Annotated in this window: 23 protein-coding genes and 1 pseudogene; 21 read left to right on the top strand and 3 right to left on the bottom strand. The window is 58.4% G+C overall.

The window, feature by feature from the left end; translation table 11 throughout:
* The 15 genes and pseudogenes from C4S74_RS13335 to C4S74_RS13265 all read left to right on the top strand — a co-directional run.
* On the top strand, positions 1-861 hold an 861-nt coding region (locus tag C4S74_RS13335), incomplete at its 5' end, for a WIAG-tail domain (protein WP_181024411.1).
* Positions 862-1,109: 248 nt separating this feature from the next.
* Positions 1,110-1,832, top strand: a complete 723-nt coding sequence (locus C4S74_RS13330) for a sugar phosphate nucleotidyltransferase (protein WP_181024410.1) — start codon at positions 1,110-1,112, stop codon at positions 1,830-1,832.
* Entirely contained in the window at positions 1,832-2,848 is a 1,017-nt protein-coding gene (gene rfbB, locus C4S74_RS13325) for a dTDP-glucose 4,6-dehydratase (RefSeq protein ID WP_103995804.1), read from the top strand. The genes C4S74_RS13330 and rfbB overlap by 1 nt, the downstream gene beginning before the upstream one ends.
* On the top strand, positions 2,845-3,714 hold the full coding sequence (gene rfbD, locus C4S74_RS13320) for a dTDP-4-dehydrorhamnose reductase (RefSeq protein WP_103995803.1): 870 nt from the start codon (positions 2,845-2,847) through the stop codon (positions 3,712-3,714). The genes rfbB and rfbD overlap by 4 nt, the downstream gene beginning before the upstream one ends.
* Entirely contained in the window at positions 3,707-4,825 is a 1,119-nt protein-coding gene (locus C4S74_RS13315; protein WP_103995802.1) for a glycosyltransferase, read from the top strand. The genes rfbD and C4S74_RS13315 overlap by 8 nt, the downstream gene beginning before the upstream one ends.
* A 28-nt stretch (positions 4,826-4,853) precedes the next feature.
* A complete protein-coding gene (locus tag C4S74_RS13310; protein ID WP_103995801.1) occupies positions 4,854-5,972 on the top strand; it encodes a glycosyltransferase in 1,119 nt (372 codons plus the stop codon).
* A 130-nt stretch (positions 5,973-6,102) separates the two neighbouring features.
* Complete coding sequence (locus C4S74_RS26560; protein ID WP_181024409.1) at positions 6,103-6,510, top strand: hypothetical protein; 408 nt, start codon at positions 6,103-6,105, stop codon at positions 6,508-6,510.
* 270 nt (positions 6,511-6,780) lie between these two features.
* A pseudogene (locus C4S74_RS13300) lies at positions 6,781-7,887 on the top strand (glycosyltransferase family 4 protein); the annotation flags it as partial.
* Between the two features lie 635 nt (positions 7,888-8,522).
* Positions 8,523-9,617: a non-hydrolyzing UDP-N-acetylglucosamine 2-epimerase gene (gene wecB / locus C4S74_RS13295; protein ID WP_103995799.1), complete on the top strand. Its 1,095-nt coding sequence runs from the start codon at positions 8,523-8,525 to the stop codon at positions 9,615-9,617.
* Positions 9,607-10,593, top strand: a complete 987-nt coding sequence (locus C4S74_RS13290) for a polysaccharide biosynthesis protein (RefSeq protein ID WP_103995798.1) — start codon at positions 9,607-9,609, stop codon at positions 10,591-10,593. Before wecB ends, C4S74_RS13290 begins: the two co-directional genes overlap by 11 nt.
* Positions 10,590-11,432, top strand: coding sequence for an SDR family oxidoreductase (locus C4S74_RS13285; protein ID WP_103995797.1), 843 nt, complete (start codon positions 10,590-10,592; stop codon positions 11,430-11,432). The genes C4S74_RS13290 and C4S74_RS13285 overlap by 4 nt, the downstream gene beginning before the upstream one ends.
* Positions 11,417-12,487, top strand: coding sequence for an NAD(P)-dependent oxidoreductase (locus C4S74_RS13280; RefSeq protein WP_258042479.1), 1,071 nt, complete (start codon positions 11,417-11,419; stop codon positions 12,485-12,487). The genes C4S74_RS13285 and C4S74_RS13280 overlap by 16 nt, the downstream gene beginning before the upstream one ends.
* Positions 12,488-12,527: 40 nt before the next feature.
* Positions 12,528-13,373, top strand: a complete 846-nt coding sequence (locus C4S74_RS13275; RefSeq protein WP_103995795.1) for a glycosyltransferase — start codon at positions 12,528-12,530, stop codon at positions 13,371-13,373.
* 32 nt (positions 13,374-13,405) lie between these two features.
* Positions 13,406-14,149, top strand: a complete 744-nt coding sequence (locus C4S74_RS13270) for a glycosyltransferase (RefSeq protein WP_103995794.1) — start codon at positions 13,406-13,408, stop codon at positions 14,147-14,149.
* 493 nt (positions 14,150-14,642) lie between these two features.
* Complete coding sequence (locus tag C4S74_RS13265) at positions 14,643-15,725, top strand: glycosyltransferase family 4 protein (protein WP_103995793.1); 1,083 nt, start codon at positions 14,643-14,645, stop codon at positions 15,723-15,725.
* A 77-nt stretch (positions 15,726-15,802) separates the two neighbouring features.
* Here the strand turns inward: C4S74_RS13265 and C4S74_RS13260 are convergent, their stop codons facing one another.
* Entirely contained in the window at positions 15,803-16,999 is a 1,197-nt protein-coding gene (locus C4S74_RS13260) for a glycosyltransferase family A protein (protein WP_103995792.1), read from the bottom strand.
* 205 nt (positions 17,000-17,204) lie between these two features.
* On the opposite strand from C4S74_RS13260, the gene C4S74_RS13255 reads away from it, so the two are divergent.
* From C4S74_RS13255 to C4S74_RS13245, 3 genes are all read left to right on the top strand, one after another.
* On the top strand, positions 17,205-18,428 hold the full coding sequence (locus C4S74_RS13255) for a sialidase family protein (RefSeq protein WP_103995791.1): 1,224 nt from the start codon (positions 17,205-17,207) through the stop codon (positions 18,426-18,428).
* Between the two features lie 25 nt (positions 18,429-18,453).
* Positions 18,454-19,674: a sialidase family protein gene (locus C4S74_RS13250; RefSeq protein ID WP_103995790.1), complete on the top strand. Its 1,221-nt coding sequence runs from the start codon at positions 18,454-18,456 to the stop codon at positions 19,672-19,674.
* Positions 19,675-19,818: 144 nt separating this feature from the next.
* Positions 19,819-20,190, top strand: coding sequence for a hypothetical protein (locus tag C4S74_RS13245; protein ID WP_103995789.1), 372 nt, complete (start codon positions 19,819-19,821; stop codon positions 20,188-20,190).
* 132 nt (positions 20,191-20,322) lie between these two features.
* Here C4S74_RS13245 and C4S74_RS13240 read toward each other — a convergent pair whose 3' ends face one another.
* Positions 20,323-20,676, bottom strand: a complete 354-nt coding sequence (locus C4S74_RS13240) for a hypothetical protein (protein WP_103995788.1) — start codon at positions 20,674-20,676, stop codon at positions 20,323-20,325.
* A gap of 199 nt (positions 20,677-20,875) precedes the next feature.
* On the opposite strand from C4S74_RS13240, the gene C4S74_RS13235 reads away from it, so the two are divergent.
* The 3 genes from C4S74_RS13235 to C4S74_RS13225 are packed head-to-tail and all read left to right on the top strand — an operon-like array spanning position 20,876 to position 23,412.
* Positions 20,876-22,102 (top strand): glycosyltransferase family 4 protein, encoded by a 1,227-nt coding sequence (locus tag C4S74_RS13235; RefSeq protein WP_103995787.1) that lies wholly within the window; start codon positions 20,876-20,878, stop codon positions 22,100-22,102.
* A 32-nt stretch (positions 22,103-22,134) separates the two neighbouring features.
* Entirely contained in the window at positions 22,135-22,317 is a 183-nt protein-coding gene (locus C4S74_RS13230; RefSeq protein WP_103995786.1) for a hypothetical protein, read from the top strand.
* A gap of 54 nt (positions 22,318-22,371) precedes the next feature.
* Complete coding sequence (locus tag C4S74_RS13225; protein WP_103995785.1) at positions 22,372-23,412, top strand: glycosyltransferase family 4 protein; 1,041 nt, start codon at positions 22,372-22,374, stop codon at positions 23,410-23,412.
* 543 nt (positions 23,413-23,955) lie between these two features.
* Here C4S74_RS13225 and C4S74_RS13220 read toward each other — a convergent pair.
* Positions 23,956-24,867, bottom strand: a complete 912-nt coding sequence (locus C4S74_RS13220; protein ID WP_103995978.1) for an NAD-dependent epimerase/dehydratase family protein — start codon at positions 24,865-24,867, stop codon at positions 23,956-23,958.
* Positions 24,868-25,014: the final 147 nt, after the last annotated feature.

Below are 25,014 nucleotides of genomic sequence, written 5' to 3'. Positions count from 1 at the left end.
GGAGCCGTAACAGGCGATCACGTCCGACCGGGGGCTATCACGCTGGCGCACCTTCATCCGGACGCGCTTTCGAACCGGGAGCCTGCCGATCATCGCGATGCCCGGTTGGCTCCGAAGAGCATTACGGAAGATCACCTGACGATGGGATCTGTTTCGAGCCAGCATTTGCAGGCGTCCTCGGTTCTGTCTCTCGTTATCGCGAACAAGGCGGTGACCGGTGAAAAGCTTGCGGACGAAGCGGTTTCTTCCGTTAAGCTGGCGCCATCGGCCGTTGGAAGTGCACATTTGCAAGCCGATGCCGTAGGGACGGAGCACCTCGTAAACGGTTCTGTCACGGAAGACAAAATCGCTGCGGGTTCCGTCGGAGCGGAGCATCTCCGGAGTCAATCCGTCGAGAACGGACATTTGGCCGACGAAAGCATTACGTTCAGCAAAATTTCCGCAGGCGCGGTCCAGCCGATCCACCTGGCGGAAGGCTCCGTAACGGAAACGAAGCTGGCCCCTGAATCCGTGCATGCCGGGCATTTGGCGGCTGAGGCGGTCGATGAGAGCAAGCTGGCCTTCCGGCCGGTTCAGGCTCCTTCGGGCAAGAAGGCCGTGCTTCAGCAGTTCGGTCTGGCGCCCTTCAGCTTCCAGGAACAGGACGACGTGCTGGAAATCGGGATTTCCTTCGAGGAACCTTTTGCGAATGCTTCTTACGTGCTTGTGGCGACCGGAAGCCATCCGGCCTGCTATGCGGTATGCAAACAGAAAACAGTGAAAACGGCCGTACTCTCGATTGTCAGGACACAGCCGGGACTCGCGTTCGACGTCGTTTTAAACTGGATTGCGGTCGGCTCCAAGGCTGATACGGCAGACTGAGTTTTATAAAGAACGAACGTTCATTAAAAACCTTCCTTTAACGGGAAGGTTTTTCTTTTTTATACCGGGACAAATAACCCCGTACAAAAGCCAATTTTAAGCGGAGTGGTTGGAAGTCCTTATTCGCGGAATGGGGAAAAGCATATGATTTACCATATGACCCTCAGGAATGAACTGGAAAATAAATCGTGAAGTTTGGCAGCGGCTTTCTTGTTTTCCGGAAAGCATGCGGGAAAGGGGTATGCCTGGTGAAAGGAGTTATACTGGCGGGTGGAACGGGAAGCAGACTGCGTCCCCTGACGAACCTGATGAATAAGCATCTTCTGCCTGTCGGGAAATATCCGATGATTCATTATTCCGTCATGAAGCTGAAGGAAGCGGGCGTGAAAGAAATTTTGCTGGTCACGGGCAAGCAATCCGCCGGTCTGTATACGGAGTATTTGGGGAGCGGCTCGCAGTGGGGCGTTTCCGTTACGTACGCGGTTCAGGAACAAGCCGGGGGGATCGCCGAAGCGCTCGGCCTTGCGGAGCGTTTTGTCGGGCGGGATGAGAAATTCGTGATGCTGCTCGGGGATAATCTTTTTCAGGATTCTCTGGAGCCGTTTCTTCGCGATTTCGAAAGCCAGTCTGAAGGAGCTTTGGTCCTGCTCAAGGAAGTTCCGGATCCGGAACGTTACGGAGTACCTGTTTTGAAAGAAGGACGGATCGTCCGTATCGATGAAAAGCCGGCAAGGCCGAAATCCTCTTACAGTGTGACGGGGATTTATTTCTATGACGCCGGGGTATTCGATGTTCTGAAATCCTGCCGGCCCTCCAAACGGGGGGAACTGGAAATTACGGACGTCAACAATGCGTACGCCCTTAAAGGGAAGCTCGCTTACCGGATACTGAAAAACTGGTGGGTGGATGCGGGAACTCACGAATCTTTGTATGAGGCGATCCGCCACATGTGGAAGGAGGAGGAAGTTTAATGGCCGTTCTCCTCGTAACCGGCGGTATGGGTTTCATCGGGAGCAATTTTATCCGCTTTTGGCACAGCCGTCATCCGGAGGATTCCCTGATTAACATGGACCTGCTTACTTATGCCGGCAATCCGTATAATGTGACGGATCTGCAGGATTCGCCCCGTTACCGGTTTATCCGCGGCGATATTGCGGATGCCCCGCTTCTGGAACGGCTGCTGGGCGGAACTTCCGTAGACGCCGTCGTACATTTCGCGGCGGAGTCTCACGTGGACCGGAGCATCCGGGAACCCGGCGCTTTCGTGCGGACGAACGTGCTGGGCACCCAGCAGCTTCTGGAAGCCGCACGCCGTGCGGGCGTTCCGAAGTTCGTCCATGTTTCCACAGACGAGGTATACGGGACTCTCGGAACTTCCGGCGTTTTTAGCGAGGAGACTCCTCTTGCGCCCAACAGTCCCTATTCCGCCTCCAAAGCCGGTTCGGATCTGCTGGCGCGGGCTTACTACGAAACTTACGGCTATCCGGTTACCGTGACACGCTGCTCCAACAACTACGGACCGATGCAGTTTCCCGAAAAACTGATCCCGACTCTTATTATCCGGGCGCTCCAGGATTTGCCGCTGCCTCTTTACGGAGACGGGGAGCACGTGCGCGACTGGCTCCATGTCGAGGACCATTGTGCGGCTGTCGCTGCGGTGCTTGAATCCGGGAGGCCGGGTGAAGTTTACAACGTCGGGGGCGGCAGCGAACGCACGAATCTGGAGGTCGCCCGGAGTGTCCTGAAGGAGCTGGGAAAGCCGGACACCTTGATTACCTTCGTTGCGGACCGGCCCGGTCATGACAGAAGATACGCGATTGATGCTTCCAAGCTGACGGCCGAGCTGGGCTGGCTGCCTTCTCATACGTTTGAGGAAGGAATCCGCTCCACGGTTGACTGGTATGTCCGGAACCGCGGCTGGTGGGAGCGGATTTTAAGCGGGGAATACAGGGGACATCCTCTGTTGAAAGGAGGCGGTCTCCTGTGAAAATATTGATCACCGGAGCGGGCGGGCAGCTCGGAAGCGATCTGATCCGGGTGCTGTCCCCGCGGCATAAGCTTGCCGCGTTGACCCGGCACGAGCTGGATGTGGGAGACGGAGCGGCAGCCCAAGCCGCCGTATTCCGGGAACAGCCCGAAATTATTATCCATGCGGCGGCCTACACGGACGTGGACGGGGCGGAACGCGAGATCGACCGGGCCTACCGTGTCAATTCCGCAGGTACCTGGCACATGGCCGAGGCGGCGGCGAGCATCGGGGCGAAGTTCGTCTACGTCAGCACGGATTACGTGTTTGACGGCTGCAAAGGCGCCCCCTATATCGAGCGGGATAAACCGAATCCGCTTAGTGTTTACGGGACCTCCAAGCTGCACGGGGAAAAATTCGCGTCCATGCTTTGCGAGCGTCATTTTATCGTCCGGACCTCCTGGCTGTACGGCCGCGGCGGCAACAATTTCGTCTCGAAAATCATGGAGAAGGCCGGGAAAGGAGCCGAACTGAGCCTGGTGGACGACGTATTCGGGTCTCCGACCTACAGCTACGATCTGGCCGTCTTCATCGGGTCGCTCCTTGAAACGGAGGAATACGGGACGTATCACGGCTCGAACGGAGGCGTCTGCACCCGGTATGAATTCGCCCGCGAGATTATCCGGGTCCTCGGCATGGATGGCGTGAAGCTGAGGCGCGTCAAGGCCGACATGTTTCCTCTCCCGGCGGCAAGACCGGCACATTCGGCGTTGGCCGATACGGCTGCCGGGGCGATCGGTGTGGCACCGCTCCGGCCGTGGAGGGAAGCTCTCCGCCATTTTCTGCTGACGGACCTGTCGGACGGGAGAGAAGCCAGCCATGCGTAAACGGGTTAAACGAGAGCGCCGCCTGCGCCCCGCGAAAATGGCGGAGAAGGCCCGGAGCGAAGGCTACATCCGGGGCTGGGAACAGGGCCGCCGCTACGGAGTCAGCCAGACGGTTCTGAACCGGCTGCCCGCCCCGGCCTTCGCCTTTTTCGAGAAGCGCGTCATGTTCGTCCTGCAGGGGTTCGAGGCGATTGATGCGGGAATCCAGCAGGGGCTGGCAAGCTTGACGCGGGAGCTTATCGTGTGCAAGGCGGAGCATATGCTTCAGACGGCGGCCGCCTCCAGGCCGGATATGATGCTGGTGCTTAACGGACTCCATGTGTTTCCGGAGGATCACCTTGCCCAGGCGGACGGTGTCCGGCGGCTTGGCATCAAGACGGCGATCTGGTTCGCGGATGATCCGTATTTTATGGATCTGACGCCGGCGATTGTCCCTCATTACGACTACATTTTCACCCATGAGCGCAATGCTGTCGCTTATTACCGGTCGCTCGGCTGCGAGCGCGTATTCCATCTGCCGCTTGCCGCCGCAGGTCACATTTATTACCCGCAGCCGGCGGAGCCTTCTTATCTGAGCGATGTGTGCTTCATCGGGAACGCCTTTCCGAACCGGATTGATTTTATCGACAGGCTGGCTCCCGTGCTGGCCGGCCGGAAAGTGGTGCTGATCGGCGCGCTCTGGGATCGGCTGAAGCATTACAAGCAGCTGCGCGCGGGCATTCACCTGGGCTGGAAGCCGATGGACGAGGCGGCAAAGTTTTATAACGGGGCCAGAATCGTATTAAACCTGCACCGGGCTCCTCTCGATCCCGTGTACAGCAAAAATGCGATCGGGCTGCCGGCGGGCTCGATCAATCCGCGCACCTATGAAATCGCGGCCTGCGGAGCGTTTCAATTAACGGATTTGCGGGGAGATCTCGTGGAATTTTATACGCCCGGAACGGAAATAGAGACGTTCCAGTCTCCGGAAGACTGCGCAGGCAAAGTGCTCTATTATCTTCAGAATGAGGAAGAAAGAAGAAAGATAGCCGTCCGGGGAATGATGCGAACGCGGGTAAGCCACAGCTTCGAAGCGAGGCTCGGCCAGCTGCTTCAAATCGTTTTCGGCTAGACGGAATTTGCAGAAGGAGGTGGGGCAGATGGCTGCTCTGTCCAAAACGAGCCGGTCTCTCGCCGCAAAACAAGCGGAAGGCTGGCAGAACGGGTACGCCCTGGGCGCCGAAGCCGGTTACCGGCTGGGCCGGTGCGAGTCGATCATGAACCGGATTTCTCTTGCGCCCACGGCTTTTTGGGATAAAAAAGTGCTCTATGTAACGTCCGGCAAGGGGCTTCCTTATTCCCCTCTGGATACGGGGATTATCGATACTATCCGCCCGATGGTGCGGGAACTCGTCTTTGCCCAGCCTACTCCAGATCTGGCGCTGACGGTGGCCCGGGAAATGCCGGATTTTGTTCTGGTGCTCGATGCGATGATGCTTCCGATGGATCAGCTGGAGCTTATCCGCAAGTGGGGGATCAAAACCGCCGTGTGGCTGCTGGACGATCCGTATTATACGGACGTGACGCTTAATCTGGCGCTGTCTTTCGACTATGTGTTCACGATGGAGCTCAACTGCGTCAGCTTCTACAGCGAGAGCGGATGTCCGAACGTTTACTACCTGCCCCTCGCCGTGAATCCTTCCGTCTACCGTCCCCGAGCCGTTGCCGCAGGGAACAACAGAGGGGCCTGCTTCGTCGGCTCGGGGTACTGGAACCGGATCCAGATTTTCAATTCCTTGACGCCGACGCTGCTCCGGCACGACGTTCATTTTACGGGCTTGTGGTGGGACCGGCTCGCCGCTTATTCCAAACTGTCCGGGAGAATCAATCTTAATAAATGGATGGGGCCCGAAGAAACGGCCGATTATTACAACGGCTCGAAAATCGTTATCAATCTGCACCGCGCTTACGACGATGAACAGTTCAACAACAACAGCCGAGGAATCCAAGCTGTTTCTCCCAATCCCCGCACATTCGAAATTGCGGCCTGCGGCGTGCTTCAGCTGACGGATATCCGGAACGATTTGTCCCGCTTCTACGAGCCCGGTACGGAGATTGTGACCTACGGATCGGCCGAGGAGCTTCGCGATAAGCTTGAATATTACATGACTCACCAGGAAGAGGGCAGGGAAATCGGGCTGCGCGGACTGAGCAGGACGATGAGGGAGCATACGTTTACGAACCGGCTGACGGACTTGTTCCGGGTCGTATTCGGGTGAATCATTCGTAAAAACCGGTAATGGGCGCTCGCGGAAAGCGGCGGGGACTGCACCGGCATATAGTAAAGGAAGCGCGTAGGCGCGGCAGCCGCCTGCCCGTACCGCTTGCGGGGAAGGGACGAGAGCTACCATGAACAAGAAGACAGGGGCCGGACCGGCACCGGTGAAAAAAGCGCGGACGGCCGGAACGGCCGCCGCAAAGCCTTTAAAGAAACGGCTGACTCCGGCCGCCGCGGCTGCATCGGAAGCTCCGGTAAAACGGAAGTCCGGGCCGAAGAAAGCGTCGGGGACGGGCGCGGCGAAAAGCAGGAAAACGGGAGCGGTTTCCCGAAAGCGCACCGGCGGGAAGAAAGGCGCCCGCGGGAAAAGTCTGCGGAAAAAACGGCCTCTATCCGACGCCGTGAGACGCAGAACCGCGGCCGATGCCGCCTATAACCAGGCTTTTAACGAAGGGTACGATTTCGGCTTCCAGGCCGGCTTCTCTCAGGGCGTCACGGACGGGGAGCACATTCTGGGAGCGGAGGCACCGGCGGGATAGCGTTCCGGTGCGGGTACCCGTCAGGGACTTCCTCAGGGAAGTCTTTTTTTTGCGGCCAAAAATTGTCAAACCGCCGCGTTTCCGCGCATGTGCGGGATGTCCGCCGTGTCACTCCGGGAGTAGGACGGCAGGGAACCGTGAAAACGACCGGTCCTTTTCCAAATTGTACGAATGTTAGGGGTTCAACTGTCGTGCCGTGTAGAATGTCCCGCTAATATATTGTACTACCCACACAGATAAGGAGGTGAACACCATACCTGATCCGGAGGTATGTATCCGATGAATGGACGAAGGATCATGCTGTTCTCGCATTTATGCTCCAGGCAGCATATAACCGGAGCCGAGAAGCTGCTGCTTTTCATGGCCCGGGAACTGAAAGAACGGCATGACTGCATCCTGGTCGTACCGGGCGAAGGTGTTCTTTCCCGGGAGGCGCGGGCGGCCGGCATTTATACCCTGGTTGTACCGTTCCCTCTCGTGTGGGAGGTGTACACCCCTGATGCCGGTCTTGCGGGAAAATTGGATGGGCTGCCGGCCAGGGAGCCGGGAGCTTTGGTGGAATTGCTGCGCGTGCTCGGTCAATATCGGCCTGATCTGGTCATCTCCAATACATGCGTCAACGTGCTGCCGCCCGTGGCGGCTAAGGCTCTCGGAATTCCGGTGCTCTGGATGATTACGGAAAAAATGACGGATACGGCTTTTACGCCCGTTTCGGCGGAGTTTATTCACCGGCATGCCGACTTGGTGGCGGGCATCTCGGAAGCGACTTTGGCCCCTTTCGGCGCCAGGGAAACCGACTCGCAGATTGTGATTTATCCGTCCTGGCATGCGGAGGGGGCGGAGAACGGCGGTTGGGATCCGCTGCGTGAGCAGCGCAGGGCCGGATTCGGCATCGGGGGCGGCCAAGTGCTGGCGGGCTATATCGCTTCGGACATTTATCCGCTCAAGGGATTGGATCATTTTATCGGCGCCGCTCTGGAGCTTTGTCCCGCTTATCCCCACGTTCATTATCTGGTTGCGGGCAAACCGACGGACCCCGTGTTTTACCGGCAGTGCCGGGATCTGACGGTTCAGTCGGGTTACGGAGAAAGATTTCATTGGACCGCGTTCGAAAAAGAAGTGGCCCCGCTCTATAAGGCCATGGATTTCGTCGTCGTTCCGAGCTTGACCGAAGAAGGCTTCGGTATGACCGCTTTGGAAGGCATGATGTTCGGCAAGCCGGTGATCGCTTTCGACTCCGGCGGACTGCGGGAAATTCTCGCGTATACCGGGAATGCCCGTTTTCTTGTGCCGAGAGGAGATACCCGGAACCTCGCGGCCCGGATGAGAGAACTGATCGAGGACCCGCTGCTGCGGATGCAGACTGGAAATGCGAACCTCTCTGCAGCACGGGGCGCCTTCGGGATCGAAGCTTACCGGTCCAGGCAGGAGCAGCTTCTGGCGAGGCTGGAAAACAGGCTGGCGGCCCGGCAGAACAATCCGGTTCCGCAGGCGCCGCCCGTCCTCGGAAATGTACCGGGCCCCCTGGTAATAGCCAGGGGCGGGCAGCCGGGCCTCTACCTGCTGCGGGACGGCATCCGCTACCCGGTGACAGAAGCGCAGCGGCAGCGGCTCGGGGCGGCCGTGGTGCAGCTTCCGGAGGCGCTGGTGGCTTCACGGCCGCTCGGCACGGGCCTGAGCTTCCCGGACGAAGCCCCTCCGCCGCCCTGGACCGGCGCCAAGTCGGCCCGCCGCAAAGGCACGCGGGCGGCGGGGAAAGGGCGCTCCGGCGCCAAGCCGGCCCGCCGCAAGAGCGCGCGGGCGGCGGGGAAAGGGCGCCCCGGCGCCAAGCCGGTCCGCCGCAAAGGCGCGCGGACGGCGGGGAAAGGGCGCTCCGGCGCCAAGCCGGCCCGCCGCAAGAGCGCGCGGACGGCGCGGAAAGGGCGCTCCGGCGCCAAACCGGCCTGACGTCCCGTTCGGGGCAGGTCTGCGGAGCAAGTACAGAAGCCTATCACGGAAGGAAGGTGGTACCGTTGAAAATCGTGACGTTGCTCGGCACGCGGCCGGAAATTATCCGGCTGAGCCTGATCATGCGCAAGCTTGACGAATTGGCGGAGAAACATGTCGTGGTGCACACGGGCCAGAACTTTACGTATACGCTCAGCGACGTGTTCTTCCGGGAACTCGGATTGCGGCAGCCTGATCATGTGCTCCAGGACCGGCAGCAGTCTCTCGGCGCGCAGCTTGCGACGATGTTCGGCGAGCTGGAGACGATCCTGAACGCGGAGCGGCCCGACCGCGTCCTGCTGCTGGGCGATACGAACAGCGCGCTGGGCGCCGTTCTGGCCGAGAGGATGGGGATTCCCGTCATTCATATGGAGGCGGGCAACCGCTGTTACGATCTGACCGTACCCGAGGAGAAAAACCGCCGCATTATCGATGCGGTGTCCACGATAAACATGCCGTACACGAAACAGAGCAAGGAGCATCTTGTCAGGGAGGGCGTGCCGAGCCAGCGCATTGTCCGCACCGGCAATCCGATCTACGAGGTGCTGAAGCACTACAGCGGCCGGATCGAAGAGAGCGACGTGCTGGAGCGTCTGAACCTGACGCCGGGAGAGTATTTTGCGGCAACCATCCACCGGGCGGAAAATGTGGATCACCCCGTTCATCTGCGCGAAATCATGAACGGTCTGAGCGGGGTGGCGGAACGCTTCGGCAAGCGCATCCTGTGCAGCCTGCATCCCCGCACCAAGTCCCGCTTGGAGGCGGAAGACGGGCTGAATGTTCATCCGCTGGTCGAGTTTCACGAGCCTTTCGGTTTTTTCGATTTCGTGAAATTGGAGAAAAATGCGGGCTGCGTCCTGACGGACAGCGGAACGGTTCAGGAAGAATGCTGCATATTCCGTGTGCCGACCGTCACCGTTCGCCGGACGACCGAACGGCCGGAGACGATTGACTGCGGCAGCAATGTGGTGTCGGGACTGGATGCGAAACGGATTGTGTCCGCCGCGGACCTGATGACGCGGATGCCACGGGACTGGGAATGCCCGGAAGGCTATCTGGATACGGACGTATCGGCAAAAGTCGTGAAATTTGTACTGGGAGGGAACCTTCATGTTTCGTAATACGAGGATATTGGTTACCGGAGGAACGGGTTCTTGGGGGTATGAATTAATCCGGCAGCTTCTTCCGCAGGACCCCAAGGAAATCATTGTGTTTTCCCGGAATGAATCGACTCAGGTGGCGATGCAGCGCTCTTTTGAAGACAGCCGCCTCAGCTTCTGCATCGGAGATATCCGTGACAGGGAAGCTTTGATCCGCGCGACGGAGGGGGTAGATTACGTGTTCCATCTGGCCGCCCTTAAGCACGTTCCGGTATGCGAGGAGCAGCCCTACGAAGCGCTTAAAACGAACGTCGTCGGCACCCAGTACGTCATCGAAGCGGCCATCGAGAACAAGATCAGGAAAGTGATTTACATCTCGACGGACAAAGCGGCGAACCCTTCCAACTTCTACGGCATGACCAAAGCGATCGGAGAGAAGCTGATCGTGCAAGCGAACCTTTTGCGGACGGATACGAAGTTTGTTTGTGTCCGGGGCGGCAACGTGCTGGGAACCAACGGCAGCGTCATTCACTTGTTCCACAAGCAGATCCACGAAAAAAACCAGATTTCGATTACGGATAAGGCCATGACCCGCTTTTTCCTGACGCTCGAAGAGGCGATTTCCCTGCTTTTCAAAGCTTCGGAAGAAAGCGTGGGCGGCGAAATCTTCGTCATGACGATGCCGACCTGCAAAATTCTCGATCTGGCCGACGTGCTTATCGAAGCTTCCGGCAAGACGGGAGTGGGCATAGTGGAAACCGGAACGAGACCCGGCGAGAAGATCCACGAGATTTTGCTCACGGAGTTCGAAAGCCAGACGACGGTCCTTTACGACGAGGAATATCTCGTTATTCTGCCGACGCTCGAAATCCCCGGTCTCAAGGATCATTACGCTCCCTATCCCAGGGCGGAAATCAGCAGCTTTTCTTCCAAAGACAATTTGATGGAAAAAGAGGCGATCCGCGCTCTGCTCGTTAAAGGAGGTTTTCTTGCATGAAGCTGCTCGTCACCGGCGGGCAGGGGATGGCGGGACATGTGATGGTCCGGTATCTGCGCCGTCTGCCCGGATTTCAGGTCGCTTACACGACAAGGGACGAAAGCGACCGGGAAGGGCTGCTGGCCGATGCCAGGGACACGGCCCGGATCCGGGGCATTATCGGCACGTTCCGTCCCGACGCCGTCATTAACTGTATCGGTGTGCTGAACCAGTTTGCCGAAGCGGACCCCGTTAACGCCTACCGCGTCAACGGGATTTTCCCGCACGAGCTGGCGGAAGCGGCTCTTGCGGCCGGAGGCCGGCTTATTCATATCAGCACGGACTGTGTCTTCTCGGGCCGCCGGGGGGACCACACGGAAGACGACGTGCCGGACGGCACCAGCGTATACGGGCGGTCCAAGGCGCTGGGGGAAGTGAGGGAAGCGCCGCACCTGACGGTCCGCACGTCGATTATCGGTCCCGAAATCCGGGACTCGGGCATCGGGCTGCTGCACTGGTTCCTGAGTCAGGCAGGGGAAGTGGGCGGCTATACGAGAGCTTACTGGAACGGCGTCACCACGCTGGAGCTCGCCAAGTTTGTCGAGCATGCGCTGCACCGTCCGGAACTAACGGGCCTCGTACATTTGACGGCCCCCGTTAAAGTCAGCAAATACGAGCTGTTGAATTTGTTCCGCAAGCAGTTCGGACGCACGGATATCGAGGTGCGGAAAAACGCTTCGGTCCGGTTGAACCGGACGCTCAAAAATACGCGCGATGATCTGAACTACGCCATTCCGGGATATGAAACGATGCTGAAGGAATTGGATGAATGGATGTGTGCGCAATGTCTCGAATCCTGATCACCGGAGCGGCGGGTTTTACGGGCCGCGCCGCCTGGGATTATTTTGCCGCCAAAGGCTATGAAGTCGCCGCGGTTGTCCGCGGCGCGGCTTCGCGGCAAGGGAAGCCGGGGGACCGGGGAACCTTGGTCGGCAGCGCGGACGGAGGTGCTGAGGCCGCACCCGACCGTGCGGAGGCGCAAGGCGAACCGCGCGCGTCCAAGGGGCCCGGAAAGGCGCATGCGGATCATCCGCCGGATGCGTTCCGCGCGCTTCAAGCGCAGTATTCCGGCGGCCTGCCGGACGGGATGCCTGCCGGTACGCTTCATGCCTGCGATTTGACCCGGCAGGAGGACGTGAAGGCGCTGGTAGCGGAAGTGGAGCCGGACTGGGTTCTCCACCTGGCCGGGCGCAATTCCGTCGCCGAATCGTGGCAGGACCCCGCGGCGTTCCTGCAGGCGAACCTGATGGCTTCCGTGTATCTGCTGGAAGCGCTGCGCACGCGGCCCGGCACACGGATTCTCGTCGCGGGCTCCATGCTCGGCGCGGCCGAACCCGGCGAGCCGCTCCCTCATCCGTACGGCTTCAGCAAAATGCTCCTGCTGTACGCCGCCCGGTCCTGGCACCGGTGGTTCTCGCAGCAGATCATGGTGGCGCTGCCGTCCAACCTCGTCGGCCCCGGTCCTTCCGGCGGCATCTGCGGGCTGCTTGCCCGTAAAATCGCGGCGCTGGAGAAAGGCGGTCCGCCGGATGCGTTCCGGCTGTCGTCCCTCGGCGAGGAGCGCGACTATCTCGACGTGCGGGACGCGGTATCGGCCTACGAAACGATTCTCGGCCGCGGAGAACCCGGATCGGTCTACGGGATCGGATCGGAGCGGCTGCGTCCCCTCGGCGAGATCGTCTCGGTCTTCCGCACGCTGACTCCTGCGGCGCTGCCTCTGGAGGTCGAGAACAAGCCGCGTCCGGAGCCTGTCAGGCCGGTGGATGTCTCGGCCCTGAAGGCGCTCGGCTGGTCGGCGCGGATTCCTTTCGAAACATCCCTGGCGGATGCGCTGGACTATTACAGGCGGAACTGACGGCCGCCCCAACCACCTTTGAAGGAAAAGAGGTGAACGCATGCTGCCGAAAGTAACAGTCGTGATTCCCTTCTACAACTGTCCGTACGTGGATCAGGCGGTTTCCAGCGTGCTGAACCAGACTTACACGAATATCGAGCTGATTGTAGTGGATGACGGCTCCACGCAGCACAAAGATAAACTGAAACCCTACATGGACCGGCTGATTTATATCGGAAAAGAGAACGGGGGAGCCGCGTCCGCCCTGAATATGGGGTTTGCTCTCGCCACCGGGGACTATGTGGCCTGGCTCAGCTCGGACGATCTTTTTTACCCGGATAAAATCGGCCGTCAGGTACAGTTCATGCTGGAACGGAACTCGATCTTCAGCCATACGGCCTTCGACCAGATCAACGAGGCGGGAGCCGTCACGCAGGCGAATGTGGCGTCCAGATACCGGTACCCCCATGAGTTTACGCACGCCTTCCTGTCAATCTGTCCCGTCAACGGCTGCACGGTCATGATGCGCCGGGATCTGTTCGGAACGGTCGGGTATTTTGACGAGACGCTCCGGTATACCCAGGATTACGAGTTCTGGATCCGCGTGCTGCTGGCCGGTTTTCCGCTGGATTTCCTGGACGCTCCGCTGACATTGTACCGCCTACACGGCGGCATGGGGACCATGCTTTACCAGCCCGCTATCTGGGAGGAAGTGCTGAGCGTCCGCAGCCGTTACCGGCCGTATTTGCTGCAGCATTCGCGAAGCCAGAGGCGTCTTGTGCCGGGAGGAAGTCGTCCGGCGGTGCGGTCCCGCAAACGACCGGCGGCGCGGTTCCGCAAACAGCCGGCCAAGGCAGTCAAATCCTGCAGGAAGAAGGCCGGCAAAGGGATTAAAAAACGCAGATAACGGGCAGGCGTCTGCGGGAAGGAGGTGGGGGAATGCCGCCCCGGGTGAGCATCATAATCCCTTTTTACAATTGCGCTTATGTGGATCAGGCGATCGTCAGCGCGCTGAGCCAGACATACGCCGAACGGGAAATCATCGTGGTTGACGACGGCTCGACCCTGCATCAGGACAAAATAACGCCTTACTTGCCGTGGATTCATTATTTGGGAAAAGCGAACGGCGGAACAGCCTCGGCGCTCAACCACGGCATCCGCCACGCTTCGGGCGATTATATCGCCTGGCTCAGTTCGGACGACCGCTTTCACCCGCATAAACTGGCGGCCCAGCTTTACGGGCTGGCCGAGGCGAAAGCGGAAATCAGCTTCACGAACTACGAGGTTGTCGATGAGGGCGGGCGCGTCCAGTATGCGCCGAATTTTCCTACCGATCCGGGGAATACGCACTATTTCAATACGCCCACGAAGCTGTACACCTACATGCTCCAGTACAATCCGATTAACGGCTGCACCGTTCTGATGCACAAAAGTCTGTTCAGGCGCTACGGTTATTTTGACGAGACGTGCAGATACACGCAGGACCTGGAAATGTGGCTGCGCCTTGCCGTAGCCGGTGTCCGGATCGAGTTCCTGAACGAGAAACTGACCCAGTACCGGCTCCACGGGGAAATGGGCAGCCGGAATCACCAGCCGGCCATCCAGCGTGAAGTGGCGGGGCTGCGTGCCCGGTACAACCCGCTGCTTGCCGCCCGCATCGCTTCCATGGAAGCCGGGAGATAGGGCGGCCGGCCGTAACGGCGGGATACACCGGCGATTCAGCCGCAGCTTCCGCGGGCAAGCCGCCCGGCACTAGGCGTGCCGTCCGGCACGGCCCACGCACGCACGGCGCACAATGCGCCGCATCCGTGTGCGGTCAGCGCGTGGTCAGCGCATAGCGTGCCGCATCCACGTGCGGTACGCCGCCTCCGGCTGCCGGGACCGCCCGGATATCCGCCGTGTCGCACGCGGCAATTCGTCCGGTCCGGCATGCGGGTTACGCACGCTGCACAGCCCGCATACGATTGGCCGGTCTGCCGGATTTGCGCGGATTGCCGCCTGGTGCCATAGGGATCGGCTGCGGGACCGCCGCAAGATCCGCTGCACAGTCCGCCGTATACGCGTACAGGGTGCGCCCGGCGGATTGCTCAGGTCCACCCTTTCCGCCGAGGTGGGAGAAGGGTGGACTTTTGCATGGGGCGTCCGTGCTTTTTAACAGCTTGAAGGAAGGTGTGCCATGAAGCTTTTATTCGTGTTCTACATCCCGAGCGGGGGAATGGAAACGCTGAACCGCCAGCGGGTTATCGCGCTGAAGAAGATCGGCATCTCGTGCAGCCTGCTTTATTTGCATGAAGGGACGGGGATGCAGAATCTGGACGGGGTGCCCGTTTACGTGACGAAAGACGAAAAGGAGATTACGGAGATCGTCAACCGGGAACGGTTCGAGGCGGTTATCATCTCAACGGTGGCCGAACTGATTCTTCCCCTGCGGTCAAGCGGATACACGGGCAAAATCATTTATGAGGCCCAGGGGCTGGGGAGCGTGGAGGAAGCGGTGTTTATTCTGAAACGGATCGCCCCGCTGCTCCTGCTGCACGCCGATGCCGTGTTGTATCCCCGGACTCCCCATCTGATGCGGATTTTCGAGACCTATTATGCCCGGATGAAAAAGTTCAGCTTTCATAACTGTATCGACATGGAGAGCTTCCGTTTTGAAAGCTATCCCGTCGCTCCGGTTCCCATCATCGGCTGGGTGGGGAGGATCGAGCCCAACAAGAACTGGCGGAGTCTGCTGGAGGTCGGACGCTTGTTCCGGACGCGGGGACGCCGGGTTGAAATCCGTATGTATGTGGATAATACGCTGGGATCGGAAGAGGAAGAGTTCCGTAAGCTTGTCGCGGACTACCGGCTGTGGTCCTGCTTGACGGTAGTGCCGAATCTTCCGCACCAGGAGATGGCAAGGCAGTATTCCATTATCGGCGATTCCGGCGGCGTGTTGCTCTCCACCTCACGCGTGGAGGGCTTCGGCTATGCGGTGCTCGAAGCCATGTGCTGCCGCTGCCCGGTCGTTTCGACGGATTCGGACGGAGTCAGGAGTTTTATCGCGGACCGCGTAACGGGAAGGTTCTATCCCCACGATGACCACGAAGAGGCATTCCGGCAAATTTCGGAGCTGATGGACAATGTTCCGCTGCGCGAGGAAATCCGCTTCAGAGCGTGCCGGCATGCGGCGGAGCAGTTTTCTCCCGGCCTGTACGCCGCACAGTTTTCCCACATGCTGGGCATGCTGGGGATCGGGCTGATGAAGCAGCACGTTTAAAACGCTTGGCGGAATCCGCCAAGCGTTATTTTGTGTAAGCGTGCCGGAGCCGGGAGGTGTGGAAGGAAGGCCGGCTTCTACCCGAGCAGAAGCTCCTTTAGCTTCGCGGAACGAAACAGCTCGGTTGAGGGCATAGCCGCCTGTGGAAAGAAGCGGTACGCGAGGTCGCTCCGGTCGCCGTTGTAGCAGACGGAATAAGCGCCTTCGGGAGCGCTCCGCAGGGCGGCCGTCAAGACTTGCAGGTCCATGTATTCAAAATCTTTCTCCCTGTAAGCGATGGCGGCGAATGGGGTCGAGAGATCTTCCAGGCAGGCAAGGATGGCTTCGACCGGCGGCATGCCAGGAAGGAAGCGGGTGCTCAGCAGAGGATCCCTTATCCCGTGAAGAAGACCGGCTGACGCACCCTCCGGCGTCACGTCTACCACGACCGTCTTAAAATTGCTGTAGTATTGGTCCAGCAGGCGGTCCAGCCGGTCGGGGAGGTTTCCGGACGCATCGGCCACCGGTACGTAAACGGTCGTTTCCAGAGGAATGCCTTGTCTTTCCCTTGCCTGTTTTTTGGTCAGACGGAAGGCGTGCCGCCAGCGCCGGTGCTGCTCGATAGAACCTTTGAGCTGGGCGGAAATGCTGAAATCCGAGTCAACCCGGTATTCCACGAGCTCGACGGGTATATACCGCAGGTCGCACAGATGAGATAATCTCAGCCAATATTCGTAATCTTCGACGGGCTCCATGTGATACCCGGCGATTTTCCGGGCGTAGCACGCTTTATACATAAAAGATACGCCGACAATGCATACGTCGAGAAGCTCTTCTTTCGGCTTATTCTGATACCGGCGGAATTCTTCCTGAAAGGCCTCGTCGCGAAGAGGCTTTCCGTCCGCGTCTATTTCACGGAAACAGCTGTAGATCAGCCCGACTTCCTCGGGCGCGTGCGCAAGCTCGTGCCGCAGAAGCTCGATGAAATAGGGATGGGTGCGGTTGTCGCTCGACACCCAGGTTACGTACCGGATGCCGGGATCTTCAAAAAGGCGCTGAAATCCCCGGTTCAATGAAGCGGATACGCCTAAATTCCGTTCGTTCTCCAAAATCTCCACCCGCTTGTCATGTGCGGTCAGCTGCCGTATTTGCGGTCCCATTTGCTCCGTTACTCCGTCAATCACGATGATAAAACGGAAATCCGCATACGTCTGATTAAGGATGGTTTCGATCGCTTCCTTCAAGTAGGACGGTCTCTGAAGATAGACCGGCATGACAATGCCGACATCACTCATGTATAAGATCCCTTCTTTCCCGGCTGATTGCACGGACGGACAAGCGTGCCGCCCCTGCGCCGGATGTTTATTCCAGTTTATTCCGCCGCATTTGACGGGTGTGGACATTGGCGGGGAAGGCTATTAATTTCCGGATTGTCCATTGCCTTACAGCTTCTCCGGCATAAGCTGACCATAAGAGATTTGAATGGGTAAGGAGGCCCCTATGCCGAACTTTCAAGTGAATGCTTCGGGCAATCCGAAGCAGGAGCCATCGCTAGCCGTCAATTTGCTTAACGCCAATATCATGATCGCAACGGCGACCGATTTTACGCTGGGACCGCCGCTTACCGGCGTATACCGGTCGCAGGATGCGGGAGTGAACTGGACGAATTCGTTCCTCCCCCTGCCGCCGGGGTTTGTCGGCGCGGAGGCCGCCTTTGCGGCTTACGGATTTCCGAATCAGTTTTTGATCGTCGCGCATGTTTTCCCCGGTAATTCCAGCGGCACGATAGCTTCTTACAGGTCCACGGACAACGGGCTAAGCTTCTCGGCACCGACGATCGTCAATCCCGGATACGGAACGTTCATCAATGACGACTGGACGAAGGTGTTCTATGACAACTCTCAATCGAGTCCGTATCTCGGCAACGCTTATGTGACCTATAACCGGCAGTACAATGTCGATGCGGGCGGCTTTTCGGTGGCAACCTTTCAGCGGTCCCTGGATGGAGGGATTACTTGGGAAGCTCCGTTGATTTTATCGAATGTGATGAGGAATACCGAGCGTCCCGATGTCGGTATCGGATTGCGGGGAGAGCTTTACTTCGCCTGGATCGACACGACAACTCCCGCAGCTTACTACATCAGACGGTCGCTGGACGGGGGAAAAACTTTCGGACCGCCCATTCTGGTCTCCGCCGTATCGGTCGTTCCGCTTGTGCTACCGGTTCCCGGTTACGAGTTCCGTGTCCTGACCTGCTCCAACATTATGGCGGATACCGCCCTTTTGTCTCCCGGACGCGGCAATATTTATGCGGTCTGGCAGGATTACCGGCAGGGATATGCGGACGTGTTTCTTTCCCGTTCGCCGGATCAGGGAACAACGTGGAGCGCGCCCGTTCCCATTACGGCGAGTCCGGCAGGCGCCCAGAACTTCTTCCCGGCCATAACGGTTTCGCCTAAAACCGGTACGATCACGGTCGTTTATTACACGAACCGGCTTAACGGCTTCGATCTCGATGTATTTGCGGCTCAGTCACGGGACGGGGGAAGCACGTTTGTCAACTTCCGTGTGACCACGACTTCTTTTAACCCGAACGGAGACAGCCCCATCCCGACGCCGCTAATCGGAGATTATATTGATGTCGGCACGGTTCCGCCGGACAATTTCTACGCCGTCTGGACCGATACCAGAACAGGCACTCAGACGACGTGGGGCGGATTTTAACATTCACTAAAGGAGGCGGTCTTACATGGCGGATTCGCAGGTATCTCCTGCCGGGTCGCTTGCACAGACACCCAGCGTGGCTGCCAATTACTTGACTTCGCTCAATATCGTGGCGGCAGCGACGGATTTTACGACCGGTTCGGCGAGGATTGCCGTCTACCGTTCCGTGGACCAGGGCATTTCGTGGGGGCCTCTTATTCTGCCGCTTCCGGCAGGATATATCGGAGGCGAATCGAACGTCGTCGCGTACGGTTTTCCGAACGTATTTATCGTGGCGTCTCATGTTTTCGATGCAGCCGGCAACGGCTCGATTGCCGTCTATACGTCAACCGACAACGGCATCAGCTTCGGGGCCCCGGTCATTGCGGCCCAGGGGTTTACGACGTTTATCAACAACGTGCAGGTAAATGCGGCATTCGACAATTCCCAGGCGAGTACCTATCAAGGCAGCGTTTATCTGGTCTATGTTCATCAATACAATACGGACTTTGTGGGCGGCTCGGTTATTTTCTTCCAGCGTTCCTTTGACAACGGTCTGACCTGGCAGCGCCCGGCCCTCGTTTCGCCGGACGCCGATTATGTGACGCGCGGGGACGTTGCCGCCGGACTTACCGGGATTGTCTATGTGGCGTACATTTCGTTAACTCCGTTTACGCGCTTCGAAGTCAGCCGTTCGCTGGATGGCGGGGCTACCTTCCAAACGCCCGTGATCGTTTCGCCCGTCGCGCTGGTACCTGCCATTTTGCCGGTTACGGGATACGGCTTCGAGGTGCCGACTGGCGCGAATATCGCCGTTGACAATTCGGCTTTGGCCACAAGCGGAACCCTCTATGCGGTCTGGCAGGATAACCGGCAGGGCTATGCGGATGTATTCTTGTCCCGGTCTTTCGATCAGGGATTAACCTGGACGGCTCCCGTCTCGGTTACGTCGGCTCCGGCAGGTACCCAGAACTTTTTCCCTTCCATAGACGTGTCTCCAAAAAGCGGACTGGTCACCATTCTTTACTATTCCAATCAGATTAACGGATTTAATTTGGATACGTATGTAGCCATTTCGGCGGACGGCGGAAACAGCTTCTTTAACCGCAGGGAAAGCACTGTGTCCAGCAACCCGAACGCGGGAAGCGCCACACCCGTTCCGTCCATTGGCAATTACACGACGATAAGCACGGTACCGCCTTTCGGGTTTGTCGGCGTCTGGACGGACACGAGAACCGGGGTTCAAACCATTTTCTCGGGCAATTAACGGTATGCGGCCCGGCGGAAGATACATTCAGAATCCGGAAGCAGGCGCATATGCAAAAATTCGGACGGCCCCGGGGTCGTCCAAACTTTTTCTATCAAAGAAGAATATACTGCTTGAGAGATTGACCGAGAGGGGGTGAAGAAAATGGCTTTTACAACAGGAATGCTTATTAATACGAGAGATTTCGGGACAGCCTCCGCTAATGCGGCCGTTACAATCAGCAATGAAGACGCGGTCAACGCAGCTCAAATTGTCGTTGAAGTTTTTTATACGCTGAACACGGGGGTTGCCAAGACGCCGCTCTTTTTCCAGACGTACACGGTACCGCCGAAATTTGTGGATATCCGCACGTTTTTTATTTCCGGTGTTCTGGCTTATGAAGTCCAGATAGCCGTCGTTGCCCCTCAGCCGGGTCTCGTCGTGGCTTCCGTATTCGGTTTGGACACGTTCAACAATATCGTGCCTGCGCATCGTGTTCTTCAATCGGAGCTGACCCCTATTCCGGCGTTGGGATGAAGCTGGTACGGAAGTGACTCGAACGCTTGAAACAACCGTACCGGCAACTGCTAGCCGTAAAAGAAAACAATCTTAAAAGGCCGCTTCCTGAAGAAGGGCCTCTTTTTTACGGGCAAATTCCGGCAAAGACGATCAAAGGGAATCCACTAGCGTCAATTCATTCGTCGTGAAGGTTGCGACAAGAGCCCCTTCGTTTTTAGCGTACATTGTCATTGCCAGGGGATAAGGATTGGTCAAATTCGTGTGAATATGGAGCGTAAAGGGCTGATTGTGATTATATACGGTCGGCAGATGGGCGATCGAGCCCCTTTGCGGAGCGGGGTCCAGATGATAGAGCCCCAGCAGAAAACGGTTCTGGCCCTGATAGCCCTGAATAAGAACGTCGAAATGCCGCTGGGCGATATTTTGAAAAACAAGATCGAAGCACTGGATATAGCGCGAGTCGTAAGGCCCGTACTCATAGGCGTCAAAACGGTATATGGACATGGTCACCTTCCTTCCGTTCAATCCGGCATAGTTCAGTATATGAAATTGCGGCGCAGACGTATGGACACGTACACATTTTGAGCCCGGTAAGGCAAACGACCCGTGAAGGAGGAGAACAGCCGCATATAGTGTAGGGATAAAGGCATGCCGGTGCTGACACGCAGCGTTGTGAGTCTCGCGCAGAAAAGAGGGGACATTCTTGAAAATACTGCTCGCTACCTACTGGCGGTTGCCGCATTTGGGCGGTGTGTGGCCGCTTATGGTTAAAATGAAGGAAAAGCTGGAGGCGCTCGGCCACGAGGTCGATGTATTCGGCAACAGCGAAGACGAAAGTGTGTTTCATATGCCGTTCAGCGGCCGTGTTTTTCATAAAGAGGCGGTTAGGCCTTTTCTGGAAAAGAAAATAAGCCCCGAACTGTATCCGGTCCTTCACTCCAGCTCCTGGCTTTCGCATTTTGAAATGAATACCTTGTGCATGGAGCTGGCCGCCGCCTATTTCGGGCTGGAGCAGTATGACGTGATTCATACGCAGGATGTTTTGTCCACGCGTTCTTTCCGGCGGGTCAAATCTGCGCGGACGGGACTCGTCGCCAGCCTGCACGGTTCGGTGGCTCACGAGATCAAGCTGCATCTGATGGAAAACAACGTGAATCTGGGAGAATCCGTCATCTGGCGGTTTCAGTCCGCTATCGAGCATCTCGGCGCCACGAGCAGCGATATTACGATTGCCTCTTCCCAGTGGCTGAAAAGGCTGCTGACCACGGAGTACTCCGTTCCCGAGCATCAGGTCGAGGTGTTCCAGTACGGATACGCTACGGACGATTTCTATGCGCAGATGGCAAGCTCAGCCACTCCGATCTATAAGCCGCCGGGCAAAAAGGCCATTATTTTCACCGGCCGCCTCATCCCGATCAAGGGCGTATCCCTGCTCATCGAGGCGGTCGGCCTGCTGCGGACGGTGCGGGACGATTTCGTCTGCTGGATCGTGGGAGAAGGGGATCTGGCGGCGGAGCTTAACCGGCAGTGCACGGAGCTCGGGCTGCTGGATACGGTCCAGTTTCTGGGCAGGCGGAGCGACGTGCCTTATCTGCTTGCCCAGTCCGATATTTTCGTGCAGCCGAGCTACGTGGACAATCAGCCATTGTCGCTGATAGAAGCGCAGCTTGCAGGGAAGCCGTCGGTAGTCAGCGACGCCACGGGCGTACCCGAGATGGTCGAGCACGGCCGTACGGGTCTTATCTTCCCGTCGGGCAACAGCCAGCAGCTGTTCACCCACTTGTACACGCTGCTGGAGAATACCGCCATGCGGGAAGAGATGGGCAGAGAGGCGGGACAGTGGGGGGCCGTCCACTGGTCCATGGATCTGATGGTTCAGCGGCTTCTCGATGTGTACGGCAGGGCAATTGCCAAAGCCGCTCAAGCCTGATTTTCCCTGAGGGGACAGAAAGGAGAAGGAACATGAGTGAAAAAGTGTATGTGATGGGCGACCTGTACAATTCGCTTTTTTCCGTGCAGGTATCCAACCCGGATTATCTCGTCGATTACAAGCTGTGGAACCAGATCAGAGCGGGGCTCCCGGACAACTACCGGATGCCGGACCCGGTAATTCAGCATATTTTGAACAGCCACCCGAACGGGTAAGCGCCGGCCCCAGAAAACCGGTACGGCCGGCGTGTCCATGAAAGGAGGAAAAGCATGAGGCTCGTGTTTCCTATCCTCACTTTGAATTTCGGCGGAGCCCAGCGGATGCTGGCGGAAATTACGAACGGACTGGCGGACCGCGGTTACGACGTCACCATCGTGATGCCCGCTCATGCCGAAGTGAAGTTCGATATCCGGTCCCGGATTGTGCGGGGCCGCCACAGCATTACGCTGGACGCGGACGATATCCCCCCGGGAGACGTGGTGATCTCCAACTTCTACACGACCGTGCCCGCATGCGTGGAAGCCAGCGAGCGGGACCGGAGCGTTCATGCCCGGTTCAGTCTTTGTTACGAGCCGACTTTTTTGCCGGACGATCATATCACGTTCCCCACCTATCATTCCACGCCGCATCTTATCGTATTGTCCGAATGGCAGCAAAAGCTGATCGAGCTCAATCACGGCATTCGCGGACATATCGTCCCGATCGGACTCGGACCGTTCATGCAAAATCTGAACCTCCGGGATTCCACCCCGCCCGCAGTCAAAATTTCCGCCGTCGTCCGCAATTCGGAAGGAGGAATCGCCTGGCACCGGGATCAGGATTATCTGGTCAGCCAGCTTGCGTTCGTCAAACACCATTATCCGGATACGGAGATCAATCTGATCTGTCCGCCAGACGAATTTCATACCGCACCGAGTCTGCAGCGACTTCGCGATACGGGAAGCTTTCAATTCTGCCTGCCCAATAACGACGAGGAACTGCGCTACCTTTATAACAAAACCGACATTTATGTCAGCTCCTCGCTTTACGATTCGGGTTCGCTGCCCGGCCTGGAGGCCATGAGATGCGGGGCGGCGCTCGTCACGACCTATTCGGGCGGGAATGCGGATTACGCCAGGCACGAGTCCAACTGCCTTCTTTCGTACCGGTATCAGAACCGGCTGGCTGCGGACGTCGTCCGGCTGATCCACGATAAGGAGCTCCGCGCCCGTCTCGCTCTTCAAGGACAGTACGATTCGTATCAATGGCCGTGGGCCAGAAGTGTGGATGCGTTCGCCCAAGCTATTCACGACATCTGGAACAGCCGCTGACCTTTTTTCAAAAGCAAGCCCCGGTCCATTCCGGATTATCCGGAATACCGGGGCTTGCTTTGTGGGTCGTCGGTACGGCAGCGGCACCGTCCCGTATTCGCAAGGACGAAACGGGACGGTATGCACGGGCACGGTACTGGCATCAGCGTGGCGGTGGGACGACAAGGCCAAGGCGCGGCATCAGCATGGCAGATGCACGACAAGGGCAAGACGCGGTATAGCATGGCAGAGGCATGACAATGCCTAGGTGCGGCATCAGTGTGGCAGAGTCACGACAAGGCCAGGGCGCGGCATCAGCATGGCAGATGCACGACAAGGGCAAGACGCGGTATAGCATGGCAGAGGCATGACAATGCCTAGGTGCGGCATCAGTGTGGCAGAGTCACGACAAGGCCTAGGTGCGGCATCAGCATGGCAGAGTCACGGCAAGGCCCGGGTGCGGCATTAGCATGACGGAGGCACGGCAAGGCCTGCGCGCGGCATCAGCAAGCCGTCGGCATAGGACCGCCGGCAGCCGGCCGCTGCCCGCATACAGCGGCCGGCTTAGGGCAGGAAAGCGGCGCAGGTTTCCCGCAAGCCGTCGGCAATGCGGTACCGGGGGCTCCAGCCCAGCGCTTGCCGTGCCCGGCCGTTGTCCAGGCAGCTGTGGCGGATATCGCCGGGCCGGGCTTCGCCGAACACGACCGGAACGTCCGCAGACCGGGTTTCGCGGATGAGCTCGGCGAGCTGCCGGATGGACGTGCTCCGGCCCGTGCTGACGTGGTAAAGCCCGCAGCCCGCCGATGCGGCCGCCGCCAGATTCGCCTCGACGACGTCCCGGACGTATACGAAATCCCGCGTCTGCCCGCCGTCTCCATGGATCGTGATGGGCTGCCCCCGGCGCAGCTGCTGCAGGAACACGGCGACTACCCCGCCCTCTCCCTTCGGCGTCTGTCTCGGGCCGTATACGTTTCCGTAACGGAGAATCGTGTACGGCAGCCCGTACAGCTTGTGAAAAATCCGGATATACCCTTCCGCCGCCAATTTGGACTGGCCGTAGTACGAAATGGGGGCGGCCGGTATATCCTCCGTTAATTTTTCGTGTACGCTGTCGCCGTACACTCCGGACGTCGAAGCGAAGACGAACCGACGCACAGCCGACTTCCGGCAAGCTTCAAGCAGCGACACGGTTCCGGTAATATTGACCTGCGCATCGAAAGAGGGATCGGCTATGGACCGCTGAACGTCGGCTTGAGCGGCCAAATGGAACACCACATCGGGCCGGATCCTTTCGACAAGCTCGTGAAGCTCCGGGCTGTTGATATCCAGGACATGAAGCACTGCCTGGCCGGGCACCCATTCGGCCTTTCCGCTCGACAAGTTGTCGAGCACATGGACTTCATGGCCCCCGTCCGCGAGCGTCTGCGCCAAGTGAGAGCCGATAAATCCCGCCCCTCCGGTGACTAAGGCTTTCATAACGCACCTCTTTTCTCTGTGCTTGTATCCTTCATATCGTATGAAAACGGCGGGGCGAAGGTCCGGGCGCAAGCGGACGAAACGGCGGGTGCGGCCGGTTTCCGCCGCCTTTTTTGAAGGATAAAGGCCGCTCTCCATGTCAATCGG

Origin of the sequence: Paenibacillus sp. UNC499MF, from assembly GCF_900107975.1 — a bacterium.
In the GTDB taxonomy this organism is placed as follows: Bacteria; Bacillota; Bacilli; order Paenibacillales; family NBRC-103111; genus Paenibacillus_F.
This window is presented reverse-complemented; position numbering and strand designations above follow the sequence as displayed.

What these genes read in the sequence shown, in the direction of transcription:
- C4S74_RS13240 (WP_103995788.1), bottom strand. Translation starts at nt 20,676, where the DNA reads ATGTCCATATACCGTTTTGACGCCTATGAGTACGGGCCTTACGACTCG.
- C4S74_RS13280 (WP_258042479.1), top strand. Translation starts at nt 11,417, where the DNA reads ATGTCTCGAATCCTGATCACCGGAGCGGCGGGTTTTACGGGCCGCGCC.
- C4S74_RS13290 (WP_103995798.1), top strand. Translation starts at nt 9,607, where the DNA reads ATGTTTCGTAATACGAGGATATTGGTTACCGGAGGAACGGGTTCTTGG.
- C4S74_RS13260 (WP_103995792.1), bottom strand. Translation starts at nt 16,999, where the DNA reads ATGAGTGATGTCGGCATTGTCATGCCGGTCTATCTTCAGAGACCGTCC.
- rfbB (WP_103995804.1), top strand. Translation starts at nt 1,832, where the DNA reads ATGGCCGTTCTCCTCGTAACCGGCGGTATGGGTTTCATCGGGAGCAAT.
- C4S74_RS13270 (WP_103995794.1), top strand. Translation starts at nt 13,406, where the DNA reads ATGCCGCCCCGGGTGAGCATCATAATCCCTTTTTACAATTGCGCTTAT.
- C4S74_RS13220 (WP_103995978.1), bottom strand. Translation starts at nt 24,867, where the DNA reads ATGAAAGCCTTAGTCACCGGAGGGGCGGGATTTATCGGCTCTCACTTG.
- C4S74_RS26560 (WP_181024409.1), top strand. Translation starts at nt 6,103, where the DNA reads ATGAACAAGAAGACAGGGGCCGGACCGGCACCGGTGAAAAAAGCGCGG.
- C4S74_RS13265 (WP_103995793.1), top strand. Translation starts at nt 14,643, where the DNA reads ATGAAGCTTTTATTCGTGTTCTACATCCCGAGCGGGGGAATGGAAACG.
- C4S74_RS13285 (WP_103995797.1), top strand. Translation starts at nt 10,590, where the DNA reads ATGAAGCTGCTCGTCACCGGCGGGCAGGGGATGGCGGGACATGTGATG.
- C4S74_RS13315 (WP_103995802.1), top strand. Translation starts at nt 3,707, where the DNA reads ATGCGTAAACGGGTTAAACGAGAGCGCCGCCTGCGCCCCGCGAAAATG.
- C4S74_RS13245 (WP_103995789.1), top strand. Translation starts at nt 19,819, where the DNA reads ATGGCTTTTACAACAGGAATGCTTATTAATACGAGAGATTTCGGGACA.
- C4S74_RS13310 (WP_103995801.1), top strand. Translation starts at nt 4,854, where the DNA reads ATGGCTGCTCTGTCCAAAACGAGCCGGTCTCTCGCCGCAAAACAAGCG.
- C4S74_RS13250 (WP_103995790.1), top strand. Translation starts at nt 18,454, where the DNA reads ATGGCGGATTCGCAGGTATCTCCTGCCGGGTCGCTTGCACAGACACCC.
- C4S74_RS13275 (WP_103995795.1), top strand. Translation starts at nt 12,528, where the DNA reads ATGCTGCCGAAAGTAACAGTCGTGATTCCCTTCTACAACTGTCCGTAC.
- C4S74_RS13230 (WP_103995786.1), top strand. Translation starts at nt 22,135, where the DNA reads ATGAGTGAAAAAGTGTATGTGATGGGCGACCTGTACAATTCGCTTTTT.
- C4S74_RS13225 (WP_103995785.1), top strand. Translation starts at nt 22,372, where the DNA reads ATGAGGCTCGTGTTTCCTATCCTCACTTTGAATTTCGGCGGAGCCCAG.
- C4S74_RS13255 (WP_103995791.1), top strand. Translation starts at nt 17,205, where the DNA reads ATGCCGAACTTTCAAGTGAATGCTTCGGGCAATCCGAAGCAGGAGCCA.